The organism is Natronorubrum amylolyticum (assembly GCF_052040145.1).
Lineage (GTDB): Archaea > Halobacteriota > Halobacteria > Halobacteriales > Natrialbaceae > Natronorubrum.
On the sequence record NZ_JBPPFW010000001.1, the window covers coordinates 862,647 to 881,233 of the forward strand.

18 protein-coding genes, 1 tRNA gene and 1 pseudogene are annotated in these 18,587 nt (G+C 63.2%); 9 read left to right on the forward strand and 11 right to left on the reverse strand.

Annotated features, from left to right (window positions below):
• Positions 1-11 precede the first annotated feature (11 nt).
• On the forward strand, positions 12-560 hold the full coding sequence (locus tag ACSFDB_RS04320) for a DUF7974 family protein (protein WP_440769789.1): 549 nt from the start codon (positions 12-14) through the stop codon (positions 558-560).
• A gap of 32 nt (positions 561-592) precedes the next feature.
• On the opposite strand, the gene ACSFDB_RS04325 is transcribed toward ACSFDB_RS04320, so the two are convergent.
• The 3 genes from ACSFDB_RS04325 to ACSFDB_RS04335 are packed head-to-tail and all read right to left on the reverse strand — an operon-like array spanning position 593 to position 4,194.
• Positions 593-1,927, reverse strand: coding sequence for an ABC transporter ATP-binding protein (locus tag ACSFDB_RS04325; RefSeq protein ID WP_440769790.1), 1,335 nt, complete (start codon positions 1,925-1,927; stop codon positions 593-595).
• Positions 1,924-2,991 (reverse strand): ABC transporter ATP-binding protein, encoded by a 1,068-nt coding sequence (locus ACSFDB_RS04330; RefSeq protein ID WP_440769791.1) that lies wholly within the window; start codon positions 2,989-2,991, stop codon positions 1,924-1,926. The genes ACSFDB_RS04325 and ACSFDB_RS04330 overlap by 4 nt, the downstream gene beginning before the upstream one ends.
• A 9-nt stretch (positions 2,992-3,000) precedes the next feature.
• Positions 3,001-4,194: an ABC transporter permease gene (locus ACSFDB_RS04335; protein ID WP_440769792.1), complete on the reverse strand. Its 1,194-nt coding sequence runs from the start codon at positions 4,192-4,194 to the stop codon at positions 3,001-3,003.
• Positions 4,195-4,467: 273 nt separating this feature from the next.
• Between ACSFDB_RS04335 and ACSFDB_RS04340 the strand changes: the two genes are divergently transcribed.
• The gene (locus ACSFDB_RS04340) at positions 4,468-5,460 is read left to right on the forward strand and encodes an ABC transporter permease (RefSeq protein ID WP_440769793.1); all 993 of its coding nucleotides are present in this window, start codon (positions 4,468-4,470) and stop codon (positions 5,458-5,460) included.
• A gap of 12 nt (positions 5,461-5,472) precedes the next feature.
• Here the strand turns inward: ACSFDB_RS04340 and ACSFDB_RS04345 are convergent.
• The 6 genes and pseudogenes from ACSFDB_RS04345 to ACSFDB_RS04370 form a co-directional block, all read right to left on the reverse strand.
• Positions 5,473-6,714: pseudogene (locus ACSFDB_RS04345) on the reverse strand (RNA-guided endonuclease InsQ/TnpB family protein).
• A 134-nt stretch (positions 6,715-6,848) separates the two neighbouring features.
• Positions 6,849-7,118: a DUF8054 domain-containing protein gene (locus tag ACSFDB_RS04350; protein ID WP_440769794.1), complete on the reverse strand. Its 270-nt coding sequence runs from the start codon at positions 7,116-7,118 to the stop codon at positions 6,849-6,851.
• Between the two features lie 267 nt (positions 7,119-7,385).
• Positions 7,386-7,460 (reverse strand) — tRNA-Met (locus tag ACSFDB_RS04355).
• Between the two features lie 66 nt (positions 7,461-7,526).
• A complete protein-coding gene (locus ACSFDB_RS04360; protein WP_440769795.1) occupies positions 7,527-7,973 on the reverse strand; it encodes a GtrA family protein in 447 nt (148 codons plus the stop codon).
• A 295-nt stretch (positions 7,974-8,268) separates the two neighbouring features.
• A complete protein-coding gene (locus tag ACSFDB_RS04365; protein ID WP_440769796.1) occupies positions 8,269-8,535 on the reverse strand; it encodes an HAH_0734 family protein in 267 nt (88 codons plus the stop codon).
• 77 nt (positions 8,536-8,612) lie between these two features.
• On the reverse strand, positions 8,613-11,870 hold the full coding sequence (locus tag ACSFDB_RS04370; RefSeq protein WP_440769797.1) for a nitric-oxide reductase large subunit: 3,258 nt from the start codon (positions 11,868-11,870) through the stop codon (positions 8,613-8,615).
• Between the two features lie 179 nt (positions 11,871-12,049).
• Between ACSFDB_RS04370 and ACSFDB_RS04375 the strand changes: the two genes are divergently transcribed.
• From ACSFDB_RS04375 to ACSFDB_RS04395, 5 genes are read left to right on the forward strand one after another with little or no spacing between them, the layout of a single operon-like run.
• Positions 12,050-12,331 carry a 50S ribosomal protein L44e gene (locus tag ACSFDB_RS04375; protein ID WP_440769798.1) on the forward strand — a complete coding sequence of 94 codons (282 nt, stop codon included), beginning with the start codon at positions 12,050-12,052 and terminating at the stop codon, positions 12,329-12,331.
• A gap of 5 nt (positions 12,332-12,336) precedes the next feature.
• Entirely contained in the window at positions 12,337-12,510 is a 174-nt protein-coding gene (locus ACSFDB_RS04380) for a 30S ribosomal protein S27e (RefSeq protein ID WP_006089161.1), read from the forward strand.
• Positions 12,507-13,307 carry a translation initiation factor IF-2 subunit alpha gene (locus ACSFDB_RS04385; RefSeq protein WP_440769799.1) on the forward strand — a complete coding sequence of 267 codons (801 nt, stop codon included), beginning with the start codon at positions 12,507-12,509 and terminating at the stop codon, positions 13,305-13,307. Before ACSFDB_RS04380 ends, ACSFDB_RS04385 begins: the two co-directional genes overlap by 4 nt.
• Positions 13,308-13,310: 3 nt before the next feature.
• Positions 13,311-13,490: an RNA-protein complex protein Nop10 gene (locus ACSFDB_RS04390; protein WP_006089159.1), complete on the forward strand. Its 180-nt coding sequence runs from the start codon at positions 13,311-13,313 to the stop codon at positions 13,488-13,490.
• Between the two features lie 6 nt (positions 13,491-13,496).
• On the forward strand, positions 13,497-14,264 hold the full coding sequence (locus tag ACSFDB_RS04395; RefSeq protein ID WP_440769800.1) for a proteasome assembly chaperone family protein: 768 nt from the start codon (positions 13,497-13,499) through the stop codon (positions 14,262-14,264).
• A 302-nt stretch (positions 14,265-14,566) separates the two neighbouring features.
• On the opposite strand, the gene ACSFDB_RS04400 is transcribed toward ACSFDB_RS04395, so the two are convergent.
• Entirely contained in the window at positions 14,567-15,394 is an 828-nt protein-coding gene (locus tag ACSFDB_RS04400) for an amidohydrolase family protein (RefSeq protein ID WP_440769801.1), read from the reverse strand.
• A 200-nt stretch (positions 15,395-15,594) separates the two neighbouring features.
• Between ACSFDB_RS04400 and thsA the strand changes: the two genes are divergently transcribed.
• The gene (thsA, locus tag ACSFDB_RS04405; RefSeq protein WP_440770175.1) at positions 15,595-17,139 is read left to right on the forward strand and encodes a thermosome subunit alpha; all 1,545 of its coding nucleotides are present in this window, start codon (positions 15,595-15,597) and stop codon (positions 17,137-17,139) included.
• Positions 17,140-17,235: 96 nt separating this feature from the next.
• Entirely contained in the window at positions 17,236-17,604 is a 369-nt protein-coding gene (locus ACSFDB_RS04410; RefSeq protein WP_440769802.1) for a HalOD1 output domain-containing protein, read from the forward strand.
• Positions 17,605-17,658: 54 nt separating this feature from the next.
• On the opposite strand, the gene ACSFDB_RS04415 is transcribed toward ACSFDB_RS04410, so the two are convergent.
• Positions 17,659-18,537 (reverse strand): SAM hydrolase/SAM-dependent halogenase family protein, encoded by an 879-nt coding sequence (locus ACSFDB_RS04415; protein ID WP_440769803.1) that lies wholly within the window; start codon positions 18,535-18,537, stop codon positions 17,659-17,661.
• Positions 18,538-18,587: the final 50 nt, after the last annotated feature.

Here is an 18,587-nt window from a genome sequence, read left to right on the forward strand (position 1 = left end):
ATGACCAGCCAATGCGCCGGATCTACGAGTCTGGAGCCATTCGCCGCGACGAAGGCCCCTTCAGTCCCTCCGAAAAAGACACCGAACGCCGTATCGAAGCGATGCGGTCGATAAACTCGAGCAAACTGAGTCGACTCCTCTTGCCGAACGGGCTGAGTCGTCGTGCGATCTCGATCGACGTCTCAACGCCTCGAGACGAGTACCCGCTCGACGCCGCGATCCCGTTTCGGGTGACGATGCGAAACTCGATGCCGTTTCCGATCACGATTCCGACGCGGTCGCCGCTGTTGTGGACGTGGGATGTCGACGGCGTGACGGATGCGTCACACGTCACCCTCCACGATCCGCCGGACGAACCCGACTCGCTGGTGTTCGATCGCGGCGAACGAAAGCAGTTCACGAAACAGTGGCAGCAACTGTTTCGCGTCTCCGACAGCGAGTGGGAGCCCGCCGAACCCGGCGAGTACACGATCGGTGCCGAACTCAACGTCGAGAACGCAGTCGAGAAGGGGCTTCGCGGCGAGACGACGGTTCGTCTCGATCCGGACACGGAAGCGTAAGAAGGCGAGGTGCAGATCGGCCGTTCGCGACGCTATCGTTCCCAGGATCGAGGCTCGGCTTCGACCGTCGAATCGTACCGGTGACAGCACACCGAGTGACCCGCTTCGTGTTCCGTAGCTGTCGGTACCCGTTGCTCGCAGACGGTCGGAACCGCCTCACTGAGACGATCGCGAGCGGTCTGTAGATCCCCCGCGATCAGCGCCGAAATGGCTTCATCGACGCCCGTATCGACGGCGTCGTCCTGCAGCGTCGCCGGGAGATCGAACCGGTCTCGAACCGTCGCGGCGTTGAGTTTGCCGTCGGCCGTTTCGACGGCGATCGACTCGGGCAGCTCGCCAGCCTGAAGGGTAAAGCGAAACGCGACGACCGCCCGCCACTGCTCCCAGGGGAGTTCCACGTCCTCCGGCGGAACGATCTCCGAACAGCGCGTGTGAAACCGACAGCCCGACGGCGGATCGGCGGGGTCTGGAACGGTGTCGGTCAGCGGCCGTTCGAACTGCTGGTCCGTCGGGTCGAGACTCGGGACGGAGCCGAGCAGCAGGCGCGTGTAGGGGTGTGCGGGGAACTCGAGGACGTTCTCGATCGGTCCCAGTTCGACGATCTCGCCGAGATACATCACGGCGACGCGGTCACAGAACCGGCGGACGACGTCGATATCGTGACTGATGAACAGAATCGAGATGTTAAACTCGCGCCGAACGTCGTCGAGCAGCGCGAGGACGTCAGACTGGACTCGGCCGTCGAGTGCGCTCGTCGGCTCGTCTGCGACGATCAGATCCGGGTTGAGAACGAGCGCCCGCGCGATCGAGAGCCGCTGTTTTTCGCCGCCGGAGAACTCGTGGGGATAGCGATCCGCGTCCGCCGCTGACAGCCCGACCCGCTCAAGGAGATCCTCGACGATCGCTCGGCGACGGTCTGCATCCTCCATCCCGTGGAGTACGAGCGGCTCGGCGACCGCCTCGCCCATCGTCATTCGCGGGTTGAACGCCTCGTTCGGGTCTTGGACGACAAGCTGGGCCCGACGGCGGAAAGCGCGGAGCGCCGCGCCAGAGAGCTCGTTTACGGACTGCCCGTCGAACCGGACTTCGCCACCGGTCGGCTCCTCGAGCCCGAGAACGGAGTGGGCAGCCGTGGTCTTGCCGCTGCCCGATTCGCCGACGAGGCCGAACGTTTCACCTCGTTCGATATCGAAACTCACACCGTCGACCGCTCGGACGCGACCGACCTCTCGTCTGAGCAGCCCCTTCGTGATCGGGTAGTGGACATCGAGGTCTTCGACCTCGAGCAACGGCGAGGCGGCCGACTCCGGATCCGTTCCGCGCTCGCGATTCGCTTCCTCGTCGGAGTCGGTCTCCGGTCCGATCACTGTTGTCCCTCCGATATCGGCCGCATCTCCCGCCAGTCGTCCAGAATCGGTTCCGGGTCGCCCTCTGGCCCGAAGTGAACGCACGAGACGGCGTGATGTTCTCGATCGGCGACGCCGGTGAACGTCGGCTGGTCGGGGCCAGCACAGGCGTCGACGGCGTGTCGACACTCGGCTCTGAATCGGCAGCCGTCGGGCGGAATCTCCCCTCGAGCCGAGCGGTCCGCCCGTCGTGAGAGCCCGTCGTAGCTATCGAGCAGCGCCTGCGTGTAGGGGTGAGACGGCTGAGTGAGGAGCTGTTCGGTCGTGGCACGTTCGACGATCGTGCCGCCGAACATCACCAGTACCCGATCGGCGAGCGCGGCGACGACACGCAGGTCGTGCGTGATACAGAGGATCGACATGCCGCCGTCGGTCAGCCCCTGGAGCAGTTCGATCAACCGCGCCTGAACGGTGACGTCGACGGCCGTCGTCGGTTCGTCGGCGATCAACAGGTCGGGGTCGGCCGCCAGTGCGATCGCGATCGCGATCCGCTGGCGCTGGCCGCCGGAGAACTCGTGGGGATAGTCGTCGATCCGTGCGGACGCTCGCGGGATGCCGACCGCACGGAACCGCTCGATCGCGCGCTCGCGGGCGGCCGCGGGAGGGATCTCTTCGTGGATCGTAATCGCTTCGACGAACTGGTCGCCGACCGTACAGACGGGATCAAGTGCGCTCTGTGGGTTCTGAAAGACGTGTGCGATGCGACTGCCGCGAATCGTACGGAGCTCTGACTCGGTCGCCTCGAGGAGCCGGCGACCGTCGAACTCGACCGTGCCGTCGACGATCTCGGCCGGCGGTTGAGGGACGATTCCGGTCAGCGATTCGCACGTGACGCTCTTTCCGCTGCCGGATTCGCCGACGAGACACACCGTCTCGCCGCGGCCGACGGTGAAACTCACGCCGTCGACGGCGTAGATGGTCTCGCGTTCGGTTCGAATACGGGTTCGGAGGTTCTCGACGGTCAAAAGCGGCGTCGCTCCGGACCGATCGTCTGCCGTCGTTGTGGTGTCGTGTTCTGTCGTCATCGATTGTGTTCAGTGGTTGCGGCGCGGGTCGAGCGCATCTCGGAGCCCGTCACCGACGAGTTTGAGCGAGACGAGCGTCAGCGTGAGTGCGATCGCGGGGAACGTCGAGACCCACCAGACTTCGTGGGGTTCCATCACGAGGCCGACGCCGGTCATCGATGGGTCGAGGCCTTCTTGAATCGTCGACCCCCACGAGTAGAGCTCGAGGTGGTGAAAGCCGAGGAAGGCGACGCCGGCTTCGACGAGGACCAGCAGCGCGAGGAGGTGGAAGATCGCGGGGACGAGCGTATTCGTAATGTTCGGGACGATGTGGCGTTTCGCGACGTAAAACGGTGAGGCGCCGAGGCTTCGAGCGACGAGTACGTGGCCGTCTTCCCGTCGCTGGAGCGTCTCGCTTCTGACCAGGCGAGCGATACCACCCCAGCTGAGCAGCCCGAACATAACCAGCAACAACAGCAACGAGACGTTCCAGTACATGTAGCCGATGAAAAAGACCACGATCGCGGGAATACAGAGCTGCACGTCGACGTAGCTCATCAACAGATCGTCGATGCGCCCGCCCCGGAACCCAGCAACGATTCCGACGGCTGCAGCGAGCGGGACGACGAACGCGGCGGTAAAGACGAGCACGTACAGCGTCGTGCGTGCGCCTTCGACGACGAGGTGTCCCATCGGGTGCCCGCGGTGGTTCGTTCCGAGCGGGTACGTCATCGTTCCGTCACAGTAGCGAGTGATTCCCTCGCCGTCGGTTACCTCGCCGAGACACTCGGCGCTCCACGACGCCTCTCCGGTAAATCCGTACGGTGCGTGAAACCGGTGTTGAAACATGAGATCCGGAGACCCGAAGACGGCCGGCCCGACAACGGCGACGAGTGAGAGAACGCCGAGAAAGACGGCACCGGCAGCGTGGATTGGCCGGGAGACGAGACGGCCCAGCACACGTCGGGTCAGCTCGCGCCGTCGGACGGCGGGAACGATCACACCCGACGTTAGCACGACGGTGCCGAGCAAGATCACCCAGTCGATACGCTCGAGGTAAACGCCGAGCGAAACCGTATCGACCCGCTGGAGAACGTAGAGACCGACGAGAAGCACTACTCCTGCGAAGAACACCGCTCTGGCCGGCGTAACGAACCGCCTCGAGTGACCGACTTCGTCCCAGTCGACCTGCTCGAAGCGGTGGGGATCGGGAGATGCTCCCATAGGGGACGACCGAAATATAGACTATCGTGTAATAAATCTATCCATAGCGTGAACGACCGTCGCTCACTAAATCGAAGCGATACGTTTTTTATCTGACCGTTGGTACCAGTTGGCAATGCCCGGGACCCCCCGTTGCGGTACAGTACGCACTCGAGGCCGGACAGGGGACTATCCTCGGTTGCGATCGCGTACGACGCGGAATCAGCGTACGCGTTCCCTCCTGACACCGACGCCGCAGGTGACCGATTCGAGCGGGGAAACTGCCGTAGTGTGGTGGTCGACGTGAATTTCCTTCGAATCATCGCCAAACGACTCGTCATGGGGCTCGTCGCTGCGTGGGCGGTGTTGACCACAGTGTTCGTAGTGTTTACGACGAGTCGCGACTGGGTCGAAGAGACGATCGAGGGGGCGATGCGATACAGCGGAGCCGACGAACGGGAGATCGAACGTTCGATCGACGAGTATCTGGCGACACACGGGTTCGATCGGCCGCTCTGGCAACAGTATCTCGACTGGATGGGGAACATGCTCACACTCGAGTGGGGAGATTCGTTTTTCATCGCGGCGGGCGACGGCACGGAAGCGTCGTTCTACACGACCGGCGAACCGGTCTTTCCGATGGTCATGGATTCCGTCGTTCGGACGGCGATGTACGTTCTCCCCGCGATCGTGATCGCGATCGTGCTCGGAATTTGCATCGGTCTCTACGCGGCCATGAATCCCGACAGTCGGCTCGCCGAATCGGGACTGAACACGGCGTACCTCTGCTTTGCACTGCCGAACTTCTGGATCGGCGGAATGTTGCTCTCGTTCGCCGCGGGCGGCGTGATCCCCGACTCCGCGTTGCTGTTCGATCACATTCTCCCCATTACACTGACCGCAACGACGCTGCTGGGCGGCTACGTGAGCTACTCGCGTGCACACTCGCTCGAATACACCTCTGCGGAGTTCGTGACGCTCGTCAAGGCGAAGGGGGCAAGCAGAGTGCGGATCGCGAGACACATCGTTCGGAACTCGGCGATCCCGCTGTTCTCGATGCTGTTTACCGAAGCGTTGGCGTTGCTCGTCCTCGCGGTGTTCGTGATCGAGTCGCTGTTTCGAATCGACGGCTTCGGCGCGCTCCTGTTCAGTGCAGTCCACATGCGCGACCTGCCCGTCGTCCTCGGCTGTACGCTCGTCATCATCGCAGTCGGGATCGTCGGAAACATCGTTCAGGACTTGGCTTACAACAGTCTCGACCCCCGTGTCGATACTGGTCGCCGGTGAATCACCCCGCCCTCAAGGGGCGGGGCTTCCCGTTTCTACGACGTGACTTGCAGACACTCGCTGGAAATCAGCGGTGTCCGTAGCGGTCACAGTCTCCACGGGCGTTGATTCGGGCCATCCCAGCCCTAATTCAGCAAAACCGCGCTTCAATACGTTCATTGCCGCGTTCGCATCCCTATCCGTCTCAAATCCACACGATGGACATGAGTGTTCACGAACCCAGATTGGCTTCGCTGTCTCCACACCACAACACGCACACTCCTTCGTTGTTCCACGAGCAGGCGCTTGCACGACGTGTGTACCGTACAAGTCGCCCTTGTATTTGAGCAAAGTGATGAACTGTCGCCACGCCACATCCTGCTTGTTCCGAGCATTCTCGTCCCCTTGAAGCATACCAGCGACGTTGAGGTCTTCCACGAACACGGCGTCGTACTCTGTGACGAGCCACGTCGTCAACTTGTGCTGGTAGTCAAGTACCTTCCGGCGAATCTTCCGCTTTACCTTGGCAACTGTTCGGCGTTGTTTCTCGTAGTTGTTCGACCCGTGTTGCTTCCGGGAGAGTTTGCGTTGTTCGCGGCGGAGTCGTTCGTATTCGTCTTCGAGGTCAAGCCAATCCACTGTCTTGCCGTCACTCGTGTGGATGTAGTTGAGGATCCCAAGGTCGATTCCCACGCTGTTGCTCGCGTCGAGTGAGTCTAACGCGGGTTTCTCGGGAACGTATTCGTCGTCGGTTTCGAGGCTGAATGAGACGAACCACTCGCCAGTCGTCTCCTTTTTCAGCGTGACTTCTTTGATAGTAGCGTGGTCAGGGAGTGGTCGGTGGTAGCGAATCTTCACCCAGCCGACTTTACTGAATCGCACGTAGGCGTACCCGTCGCGCCCCCTCTTGTTATCGAGGTCGAAGCCTGACTGGTTGTACGTGACACTTCGGTACTCGCTGGGTGATTGCCGTTTGAGCCACCCGACTTTCTGTCCCTTCTTTTTCTTTTTTCGAAGGTTCGAGAGGTTTCGGTGGAAGCGTGCGACGGTGGCTTGAGCAGCTTTTGAGTGTAACTCGCTGAACACGGGTCACTGTCGCTTCCACTCGGGAAGCTTGTTGTTCTGGGCGTATTCGCTTGGTTTGTCGTCGTCGGGACTGTTCGTGTAGTCCCATTTGACGTGGTTGTAGAGTTGGCGATGAACGTTGATGTGATGTTCAGCAGCCATCGCTACCTCGTTGCTTGGGTAAGCGCGGTAACGGTGGCTGTGTTCCATCGCTGTCTACGTGTTTGACCCGTTTTTACTTATTAGTGTATCTGGGGCTTCCTATCGGATTCATCCCCGAGGTCAAGCCTCGTGGTATTCTCCTGTACCGCTGATAAACGGTACCCATTGTTTGGCCGTCAAGGCTAGATACCGCCGTCCTCTCGCGAATCGCACTCGATCGCGAGTGCCTCACAGTCGGCGCACTCGAGTGCGAGCACCGCGTACGATCGACAGCACGAGCGGACCGTCTCGTCGGTCAGCGCCACCGCGTCGCCGAGGACGGTGCTCGAAAACGTACGCGCAGCAAAAGTGTAGCGGGAGGTAGATTTGAACCACGCCGACTTCGGTCGCTTCGCTCCCTCGTCATCTACTTCAAATCTACTCAGCGTATTTTCGACGCTCACGTCACTCATCACTTCGTTCTTCGTTATTGTTCGCGTCGAAAAGTAGTGGGAAGTAGATTTGAACCACGCCGTCACCCTCGCTACACTCGGGTGCCGTCTGATTCAAACTCCCACCGTGCTATGGATGGCGCTCACGAATTTATTCGCGCCAAAACATAGCGGGAGGTAGATTTGAACCACGTCGAGACGTGCTCGCTTACGCTGCGCGCGTCTCGTCTGGTTCAAACTACCACCGTGCTATACTTGCTGCTCGCGAATTTGCTCGCAGCAAAAGTATAGCGGGAGGTAGATTTGAACTACCGGTCTGCGGGTTATGAGCCCGCCGGAATCTCCTGGCTATCCCATCCCGCTATCACATCATAACCGAGTGCACTAGTTAAGGGTTGTGATTCGGGTGCCGTATGCGGGTTTCTACCGTCAGTCCCGGTGGACCTTCCACGTGTAGAGGCTCTCACAAGTGTAGTTGACGAAGAACCCGATTCCGGTTCCGATCAGGTTCGCCGCCAGATACCAGACGCCGAACCAGGTGGTCAGAACGGCGAGCACCGACAACGTCACCAGAAAGCCGGCGAACCGAACCGCGTTCGAGCGAGCGAACCGTTTGCTGAGCGCTCGAGGCGTCATCGCGCCGTACTCCGAGAAGGTCCACCGTTCGTTGACCGCGAAGATGACTACGATCGATAGCTCCCAAGAGAGTATCTTCGCGCCCACGGGCCCGAGGCTGGTCAGCTCGACGAGCAGGACGAGGACGAGATTGTCGACGGCCGCGCCGACCAGTCCGACGCCGGCAAACTGACTAAACCGTGCGGTCGAGCACAGGGCTCGAAAGCGCGTTCGGACGGCCTCTGACAGCGATCCACTCATCGTACGCACCGTCGGTCGATCGCTCGTCGTCTCCAGCGAGCGTGCATGCGAACGTATGTTCAGTGGCTCCGGCTTCGGTATCCGTGTTGTGATTCGGGCGTAGATGCATTGAGTGTTGAGTGCGGTCACGCGGGCACGCGCGAAGAAAAATTGATAATCGAGTCGGAGACCCCGAGCGAGACGCAGCGAGATAGACACCGTAACGAACGAGACGGGGAGTTCGATCCGAGAGCGCTCCCATCGGGTTGTGACTCGAGGCGATTCGAAAGCCGGCCCGTCAAACAGTTCCTCGAATTCAGATCGCGAGGTCGGCTTTCGGGCGGACGACGTCGACGTCTTCGGCATCGACGCGGTCCACGTCGAGGAAGTGGGGCGTGTAGTTTCGTTTCTCGTAGTCCTCGTACTCGTCGTCGGTGCCGACCGTACACCACAGCTGGACCCGGTCCGGGCCGTGCCACTCGCCGTTTCGGTTGATCCCGAAACAGACCAGCTCCATCCCGTCGTAGTTGATGATGGCCCCCTTCCGGATCCCGGGATCGCCGTGGATGATGACCTGCCTCATACGCCAGCCTACTCGTGACGGTGGATTAAGCCCTTCGGAGTTCCCGCCGTCGAGGGCGGAAACGTGAGCGCCGAGGGCTAACCGTTCGAAAACCGGTGCCGTCGTGCGGCTTGGAGATGGCGTATCGAGCCGATGGTGAACGCGAGCGCCCCGAGGATCATCGGGGTATCGCCGAGCGTCCGCGCCCACAGCAGCGTCTGGACGGTGTCTCGCTCGTAGAACTCGAGGCTCCGCGCCGCGGCGTACCCGTCCCGGTACGAGGTCCGAAGCTGCAGGAATCCGATCGGGAGCAGCGAAGCGACGGACATGACGACGAGTCCGATGTTGGTCAGCCAGAACGCGCCGCGGAACCAGGACGGATCCCACGCCGCCTCGGGGGTGACGACGCGCAAGATGTACGTCCCGAGGCCGAGTGCAAGCAGTCCGAACGCCCCGAACATCGACGTGTGAGCGTGGGCGACGGTCAGGTAGGTTCCGTGCTCGTAGTAGTTGATCAGCGGCAGGTTGATGAAGAAGCCGAGCACGCCGCCGCCGACGAAGTTCCAGATACTGCTGCCGACGATGAACAACAGCGCCAGCGTGTAGGGAAACTCCCTGCCTTGAGCCCTCAGCGACTGGTACTCGCCGAAACTCCGGTAGAGGACGAAGACGAGGGGGACGAACTCGAGCGTCGAGAACGTCGTCCCGATAGGCACCCAGATATCGGGGAGCCCGACCCACCAGTAGTGGTGGGAGACGCCGACGATGCCGGCCGCCATGATCGCGAACACCTCGAAGAGGATCGCCTTCTCCGCGTCGGCCTTGTCGATGAGTTCCATCGACACTAACGCGGCGGAGATCACGGCCGTGACGAAGAACTCGAAGACGCCCTCGACCCACATGTGGACGACCCACCAGCGCCAGAACTCCGTTACCGCGATATTGGTTTCGGGCGTGTAGAGCATGCTCGCGCCGAACATGAGCGCGATAGAGCCGCCAGCGTAGGTCATGAAGTGGCCCAGCCCGGTCGGCGACTCCTCGAGTTGGCGGACGCCGCGCAGCACCAGCCCCGTCCAGGTGACGAAACCGGCCAGCAGTCCCAGTTTCCAGACGCGGCCAACCTCGAGGTACTCGAGACCCTCGTTCCCGAGCCACCACCAGAGATCGCCGTCCTCGTTACCGCCGGTACCGGGCGATCCGAACGCCCCGCGCGATCCGAGCCAGACGCCGGCGAACGCCCCGACCGTGATAGCAACGAGCGCTCCGAGCAGTGCGGTCGCGCCTTCGGCCTGCCAGGGCGGATCCTCCTCGCTGAACAGTCCGGGCAGGAAGAGCCCGCCGGCGAGCCACAGCGTCGTGATCCAGAGGATGCCGAGGTTGAGGTGCCAGGTGCGACCCACCGAGAACGGCAGCAGGGAGACGAGATCGATCCCCAGCGCGTCCCCGACACCGTAGAACCCGGTCCGCTCGACGTAGTAGTGAGCTAGATACGCACCGACGAGGACCTGCGCGACGAACAGCGCGCTGGCGACCGGAACGTACCACGCCGCGGCGTACTGGGTTGGCGTGACCGACACCGAATCGGGAGCGGGCACGTCGACGAGTTCGGTCGCCGGTTCGGCGACGTCGAACGAGTGGTAGGCCCAGACGCCGACGCCGCCGCCGGCGATGAGCAAGAAGACGCTGATGGTGCTCCAGACGACCACCTGGCCGGTCGGTCGATTGTCGGCCGCGGGCACGTACGGCCAGTCGTTCGTGTAGGAGTGATCCGAGTTCGGACGATTCGTGTGGGCCATCCAGGCCGTCCAGCACGCGAAGTCGGCGATCCGTTCGGCCTGTTCGGGGGAGTCGACGTAGCCCTGCGGAATTCCGCGGTCAGGGGAACCCCCGTAGTAGCGGTCGATGTACCGTTCTCGAATCCGCTCGTGAGCGTAGACCGCCGCCGCTGAGTACCGAGCGACGTCGCCCTCGGGTGCGGCGGCGTCTAGTTCGTCCTCGACGCGTTGTGAGACGGCCGCCCGGTCGGCGTCCTCGAGCGAGTCGAACGAGTCGACGCCGTGCTCTCGAGCGTAGTACTCGCGCATGTAGTCCGCTTTCAACTCGAGGGCGTCCGCCGTCAGATCGACGCCGAAGTACGAGCCGTTGCCCAGCACCGAGCCGTGGTTCATGAGGCCGTTGGCCTGGAACGCTTTTTTCCCCAGTCGAACCTGCTCGTCCGTCACGACCGTCTCTCCGTCGGGACCCCGAATCTCGTCGGGGATCGGCGGTGCCTTCTTCCGAGACACCCAGGCCCCGAGACTCATCGCGGCGAGGTTGGCGACGAACAGTCCCACCAGCGCGAGCGAGCCGGTCGACTTCGAGCGCAGCGTCTCGAGGTCGAGGCCGAGGTCGCTCCCGGCCCCCGTTCGTATCAGCAACGGCACGAGTTCGTCAAGAATGCGCTCGGTCGGCACGCCGCCACCGCCGTCGTCGGCCTGAAGCAGCGACGTCGCCAGGTTCGAGACGGCCGGATCGACGCCCTCGCCGTCGGAAACCAACGTTGTCGCCGCGGCCGCCATCGCCACGGCCGGCCGGAGGCTCGTGGCTCGGCTCCCGTTCGCAGTCGAATCGGACGGTTCCGTTCTCGATTCCGCACCACCGGGCGGTTCCATCCTCGCCTCCGTCTCCGCCAGGAGCGACGGGAGCACCTCGACGAGGATTCGTTCGACGTCGTGTCCGATCGCTATGGCGTCGCGCTCGAGGAACTCCTCGAGCAGACTGTCGATCGGCTGATCCGCCGTCCCGTCCAGTTGCGCGCGCAGTCGGGAACACGTCTCGACGAGCGGTTCGTCGGTGCCCGGACCGTCGATCGAACGGTCCCCGTCCAAGTCCGACGAGCGATCCGACAGAGCTCGCTCGAGCAACTCCTCCGCGTCGACGTCGAAGCCGGCGGTCGCCAGCCGGGTTCGGATCGCTTCCAGCGTGTGTTCGTCCAGTCGATCCACATCGAGGTCGTAGCGGCGCAGGAAGTTCTCGAGGGCGCGGTCGAGCGGGTCAGTCGGGGCGGAATCGGGATCGTTTGCACCGTCTTCGAGTCTCGGTTCCTCGAATAACTCGTCGAAACCCCGACCGACCGATCGCTCGAGCAGTTCGTCGGCGACCCGCTCGACGACGTCGGTCGCTCGGTCGCCGGCCGCAACGCGGATACGAGTCGAGGCCCCGTTGCGGGCGTCGCTCGAAGCGACGTCACGGATTCGCGTCGAGACATCGCTGACGGTTTCCGCCCCTGACTCGAGTCGGGTCACGACGGAGTCGGTCGGCGGACGATCACGATCGTCGAGGAGGTCGGTCTCCGGCAGAATTTTCGAAAGTTCCATCGTTGTGTTTCGTGCCCCGTTCGGCGTGCTAACTGTGAACAGAGACCTGGATAAGTACACACACGTCAATGGCCTGCGATTTATTTCCGGGCGAGCGTGTCCGACAGCAATCGACCGACGGCGACGAACCAAACGGGTTTTAAACGGCGCTGTCTTAGCCCACGCCAAGTGAGATAACCATGCAGATACCACGCCGATTCAATACGTACTGCCCGCACTGTAACGCACACCACGAACACGAAGTCGAGAAGGCACGTTCCGGTCGTTCCTCGGGTATGAAGTGGGACGCTCGCCGCACCCGGCGAAACTCCTCGTCGATCGGTAACTCCGGTCGCTTCTCGAAGGTGCCAGCCGGCGAAAAGCCTACCAAGAAGACCAATCTCAAGTACCGCTGCAGCGACTGCGGCAAGGCCCACCTCCGTCAGGGATGGCGCGCCGGCCGACTCGAGTTCCAGGAGTGATTACAATGGCAGGAAATTTCTACAGCGTCCGATGCAGTGATTGCGAGAACGAACAGACCGTCTTCGGCAAAGCCTCGAGCGAGGTCGCCTGTGCCGTCTGTGGCACGACGCTCGCCCGACCGACGGGTGGCAAAGCCGAGATCGACCACGAGATCTTAGAAACAGTCGAGTCACGATGAAGTACAGCGGCTGGCCCGATCCCGGCGAACTGGTCGTCGGCAAGATCGACGAGATCGAAGATTTCGGTGTCTTCGTCGATCTCGAGGAGTATCAGGACAAACGCGGCCTGATCCACATCTCGGAGGTCGCGAGCGGCTGGATCAAAAACGTCCGCGATCACGTCCGTGAAGGCCAGATCGTCGTCTGCAAGGTCCTCGAGATCGACGAGAGCTCCCAGCAGATCGACCTCTCGCTCAAAGACGTCAACGACCACCAGCGCTCGGACAAGATCCAGGACTGGAAGAACGAGCAAAAGGCCGATAACTGGATGGGCATCGCCCTCGGCGAGGACGCCGACGACGAGAGCTACACCGCGGTCGCCAACGAACTGATCGGCATCCACGGCAGCCTCTACGACGGCTTCAAGCAGGCCGCAATCCACGGCGAAGAAGCCCTCGAGGACACCGATCTCTCCGACGACGAGATCGACGCACTCGTCGAGACGGCCCGCGAGAACGTCTCGGTGCCGTACGTCAACGTCACCGGCTACGTCGACTTGGAGAACGCCTCGCCGAGCGGCGTCGACGGCATCCGCGAGGCACTGCAGGCCGCCGAAGGGAACGGCGAAGTGCCCGACGAGGTCGACCTCGAGGTCACCTACGTCGGCGCTCCGGAGTACCGCATCAAGGTGAAAGCGCCCAACTACAAGACCGCCGAGTCCCAGCTCGAGGAGAGCGCTCGGCGCGCGGTCGCCGCGATCGAATCCGAGGGCGGCGAGGGCGAGTACCACCGCGAGCGACGAACCGACGACGAGTAACGTATGAAGTCGGATATCCGGGTGTGTTCGGCGTGGCGCGACGCACACGACCGCCCGGTGTACACGCTTTCTGCGAGCTGTCCGGAGTGCGGTGCCGACGCCGAAAACAGCGCCCCCGCGCCGTTCGATCCGAACGACCCACACGGCGAGTACCGACGGTCTCTTAAACGTCGCAATCGCTGATAGCGTATGGACGAACTCGAGATCGACGCAGTCGCCGAGGTCGAACTGGACGACCCCGTCCTCGTCGAGGGGCTGCCGGGTGTCGGTCACGTCGGAAGTCTCGCCGTTGAGCACTTACTCGAGGAACTCGAGGGCGACAGTACGCTCGTACGCCGGATCTACTCCCACGAGTTCCCGCCGCAGGTAAGCGTCGAGGACGGCGTCTCGGAGCTCACCTGTGCGAAACTGCACGCCGTCACCGTCCCCGACGGCCGTGATCTACTGTTGTTGAGCGGCGACCATCAGGCACAGACCAACGAGGGCCACTACGTGCTGACCGACGCCTTTCTCGACATCGCCGAGGAGTTCGGTGCGAGCGAGGTGTACGCCCTCGGCGGCGTCCCGACCGGCGAACTCATCGACGAGTACGCCGTCGTCGGCGCCGTCAGCGACGAATCGATGCTCGAGGCGCTCGAGGACGTCGGCGTCGAGTTCCGCGAGGACGAACCCGCGGGCGGCATCGTCGGCGTCTCGGGGCTCATGCTGGGACTGGGCGAGCGCCGCGGCTTCGAGGCCGCCTGTCTGATGGGCGAGACCAGCGGCTATCTGGTCGATCCCAAAAGTGCACGGGCGGTACTCGAGGTGTTAGCGGAGCGACTCGGCTTCGACCTCGAGTACGAGTCGCTGGACGAGCGCGCCGACGAGATGGAGGACGTCATCGGCAAGATCCAGGAGATGGAGCAACAACAGCAGATGGACGTCCCGACGGACGACGATCTGCGCTACATCGGCTAGGTCGACGGGTTACGACTTCGACTCGTTTCGGCGATTACGATTCCGATCCTCGCGTCGTCTGTGGGCGAAACAGCGCGCAGTTCGGGCACCAGACGGTGCCGTCGGTTCGGGCGATCTTCTTTCCGCTACAGTCGGAACAGCGCTCCGCCGAATACTGAGTCATACGATCTCGAGAATGAATTGCCCCGGGTGTTCATCTACCTTTCGGTGAAATTAACGTTCAATTCGAGTGACAGTCGCCGGCTGACGACGGATCGACGGTAGCCCCGAACGTCGACCGTAACGGTCCGGGTGTCGGCAGATCACGCGTCACCGTTCGGTGCGAGCCCCTCGAATACGCGACAGGCATTTTTCGAAAAGGCTCGCCACAGTTTGTCCTCCGAGACGTCGAGTGTGAGGATTTCCATAACCGCGACGTCGGGATGGCAGGCCGGCGCGCCGCTGCCGAACAGCACCCGATCGGGATGCTCGAGCAGGGCCCGCTCGAGCAGGTCGCGATACCGGACGAAACTCGTCTCGAGGTAACAGTCGTCGTACGTATCGAGCAGGTCTACCATCTCGTGCATGCGCGAGCGCTCGAGTGGATGGCCACCGAAATGGGCGACGACGACGGGGAAGGAGCGCTCGAGCAGCGTCGTCGCGAGGGTCTCGGGCGGGGCGTCGACTCCGCCGCGAACGATCACGGGGAGGCCGACGTCCTCGAGGGTGGCCAGGACGTCCTCGTCGGGGTAGCCGTCGACGGCGGCATCGATGACGAAGCCGTGAAAGCGGTCGTCGTAGGCGTACTTTTCGACGTCTTCGGGGGTCGTGTGGAACTCTCGACGGCTACTGATCGCGTTTCGGAACCGTCCCGTTACGGAGGTGTTCGCCCCTTCGGTCCCGTTTATCCGGGCGACGGCGACGAACGGCCGATCGACGCTGCGGCGGGCGACGCCGTTGTTCGGGGCGACGTAGCTCGTCTCCGCGCTGGCGGGTGGGAAGACGATCGATCTGGTGATGCCCGCCTGGTGCATCTCCCGCTCGAGTCGATCGGGCGTGATCGTCCGTCCCTCGAACTCCGCCGTCGAGCCGTCCGGCGCCAGTCGCGCGTAGACGTCGACGATGCGAAATCCGTGCTCCAGTTCCAGCATTCCGTACGCACTCTTTTCAGTCGAGACATATTTCCCTACCGGCCCCGTGACTGTCACGAACGGAGCCGTTCGGGCGGCTGTCGGGCGTGCAATCGCCAGACGGAGCCGGGGCGGGAGCAAAACACTTATATAGAAGTGCTGACGACATAGTTAGTGAGGATTCAACTATGGCACAACAGCGACGCATGGGCGGGCAGCCTATGTTCATTATGAGCGAGGATAGCCAGCGAACGCAGGGTCGCGACGCCCAGTCGTCGAACATTATGGCCGGCAAGGCGGTTGCCGAAGCCGTACGGACGACGCTCGGACCCCGCGGTATGGACAAGATGCTCGTCGACTCCGCCGGCGAGGTCGTCATCACCAACGACGGGGCGACGATTCTCAACGAGATGGACATCGAGCATCCCGCGGCCCAGATGATCGTCGAGGTTGCCGACTCCCAGGAAGAGGAGGTCGGCGACGGGACGACGACCGCGGCCGTGGTCGCTGGCAACCTGCTCGGCGAGGCAGAAGATCTCATCGAACAGGACGTCCACGCGACGACGATCGTCGAAGGCTACCACGAAGCCTCCGAGATCGCTCTCGAGGCCATCGCCGAACAGATCAGCGAAGACACCGTCGACGACGAGGTGCTCAAGCAGGTCGGCGAATCCAGCATGACAGGCAAAGGGACCGGCGGTCTCACCGCCGAGTCGCTGGCCGAGACGGTCGTCGAAGCGATCCGCCACGTCGAAACCGACGACGGCGTCGCTCGCGACAACGTCACCGTCCACACGCAGGTCGGAGCCTCCTCGAACGCGACGGAGCTCGTTCCCGGCATCGTCATCGACGAGGAGCCCGCCCACGAGGGCATGCCCAGCGAGGTCGAGGACGCCTCGATCGCCGTCCTCGACGTCGAACTCGGCGTCCGCACGGGCGATATCGACGCCGAGTACGCCATCGACTCGATCGATCAGCTCAACACGGCCATCGACGCCGAGGAGAGCGAAGTTCGCGGCTACGCCGAAGCCGTCGCCGAAAGCGGGGCCGACGTCGTCTTCACGACCGACGACGTCGACGACCGCGTCAGCAACTACCTCGCCAACGAGGGCGTCCTCGTCTTCGAGAACATCGGTAACAGCGACGCCCGCGACATCGTCTCCGCAACGGGCGCTCGCCGCGTCGGTGCGCTCGACGACCTCGAAGAGTCCGACTTCGGCCACGCCGATCGCATCCGGAGCGAGAACTTCGGCGACGACGACCTCGCGTTCATCGAGGGCGGCGCGGCGGCCGAGACCGTCACCGTCTTCGTCCGCGGCGGTACCGAACACGTCGTCGACGAACTCGAGCGCGCCATCGGCGACGCACTCGACGTCGTCGCAACGGCACTTGCCTCCGGCGAGGTCGTCCCCGGCGCCGGCGCGACCGAGATCGCCATCGCGGACAAGATCCGTCAGGAAGCCGCGGGTATCGAGGGCCGCAAACAGCTCGCCGTGACGGCCTTCGCCGACGCGCTCGACGTGATCCCGCGAACGCTCGCCGCCAACACCGGCCAGGACCCCATCGACGCACTCGTGGACCTTCGTGCCGCCCACGAATCCGAGGGCCGCGCCGGCCTGATCACCGACGGCGAGACCGTCACCATCGACGACCCGTTCGAGTACGGCGTCGTCGACCCCGCCGACGTCAAGCGTGAAGCCATCGAGAGCGCGACCGAGGCCGCGACGATGATCGTCCGCATCGACGACGTCATCGCCGCCGAGTAACGCCGTCGCTCACCGTTTTTCGTTTTCCGTCGAGTTCAGTGACAGTCGTGCGGCCAGCAATGTTATATGTTGACATAGCGAACTACACACCGTATCATGTCAGGAACGACTCGAGATCGGCTGAGGCCGGTCAGTAAGACGGTCGACCGTCAGCTCTACTACGACGAGGGTCACGGAACGTACCACGCGTGGTGTGCCGACGCGGACTACGAGCCGGTGAGCACGGGTCTCGTGATGGCCGTTTCGTCGATCCTCGAGGCCGATCCGGCCGATCTCGAGTCACTCTCGGACTCCATCGATCCCGACGCGCTGAACGCGCTCGTCGGCCACTGGGGCGAACGCGAGTCACAGGGTGGGCGAAACTCGATCGCGTTTTCGTTCGCTGACTGCCTGATCACGGTCTACGCCGACGGCGAGATCGTGATCGATCCCGACCACCCCGTCGACGGACCGATCGGTGCGTAATCAGTCGCACACCGACTGCGACCGTCGTCGGTCGGCTCCGTTCGTACCGTCCGTTCACTCGCCATCAGTGAGATCGCTACCGCAGTCGGCGGTAGCCGCGGTCTCGAGAACCACCCGATCGCCGGCCGCGAGATCGAACGCCTCGTCGCCCCGTCCCTGATTCACGTCGAGTTCGACGTAGCCGTGGCTGCCGACCGTTGCCAGACGTTCGCCGGTGGGAACGGCGGCGAACGTCTCGCCGACGGGGACCGACTCGGCGTTCGCGACGATCCGTTCTCGCCCGTCGAGAAATGCTCCCGGAACGTTCGTGACGACGTTCCCGAAGTCGTCGACGACCAGCACCTCGCCCGTCGCGCGCTCGCCAGTGAGGGACGCTCGCGGGAGAACGAGATCGACAGGGTCGTCCTCGAGCGGCGAGAGCCACTCCAGATCGACGAGATTCTCGAGTGCGGTGTCGTGAACCGCCGCCGCGGCGGGTGCAAAGACGTCTCGGCCGTGGAAGGTGTTGCTCGCGGGCCCTGCGCGTTCGCCCCCGGATTCGGCGGAAATCGCCGCGGGTGTTCGCTGTACTCCGGTGGGCTCGACGGGCTCGAGACGACGCTCGTCGATCACGTAGTACTTGAAGTCGGCGTCGCCCGCGAGTCGTCGTGCGGCGGGGAGCAGGACGCCGTTGTCGGGACCGACGAGCGCGTGCTCGCCCGCGCGGACGACGATCGCGTTGCGGTCGGTGCCGACGCCGGGGTCGACGACGACGAGGTGGGTCGCCGGGGGGAAGTACGGGAGCGTTTCGCGGAGCCAGAACGCGGCCGCGCGAACGTCTTGCCGAGGGAAATCGTGGGCGACGTCGACCAGTCTGGCGTCCGTCCGCCGACAGAGCACTCCCTTCATCGCCGCGGGGTACGGCGTGCCGAAATCAGACGCGAGCGTGATCATGTGCCGTCGTAGCGTTCGATCGGAGAAAGGCGATTCGGAACGAGCGTTCG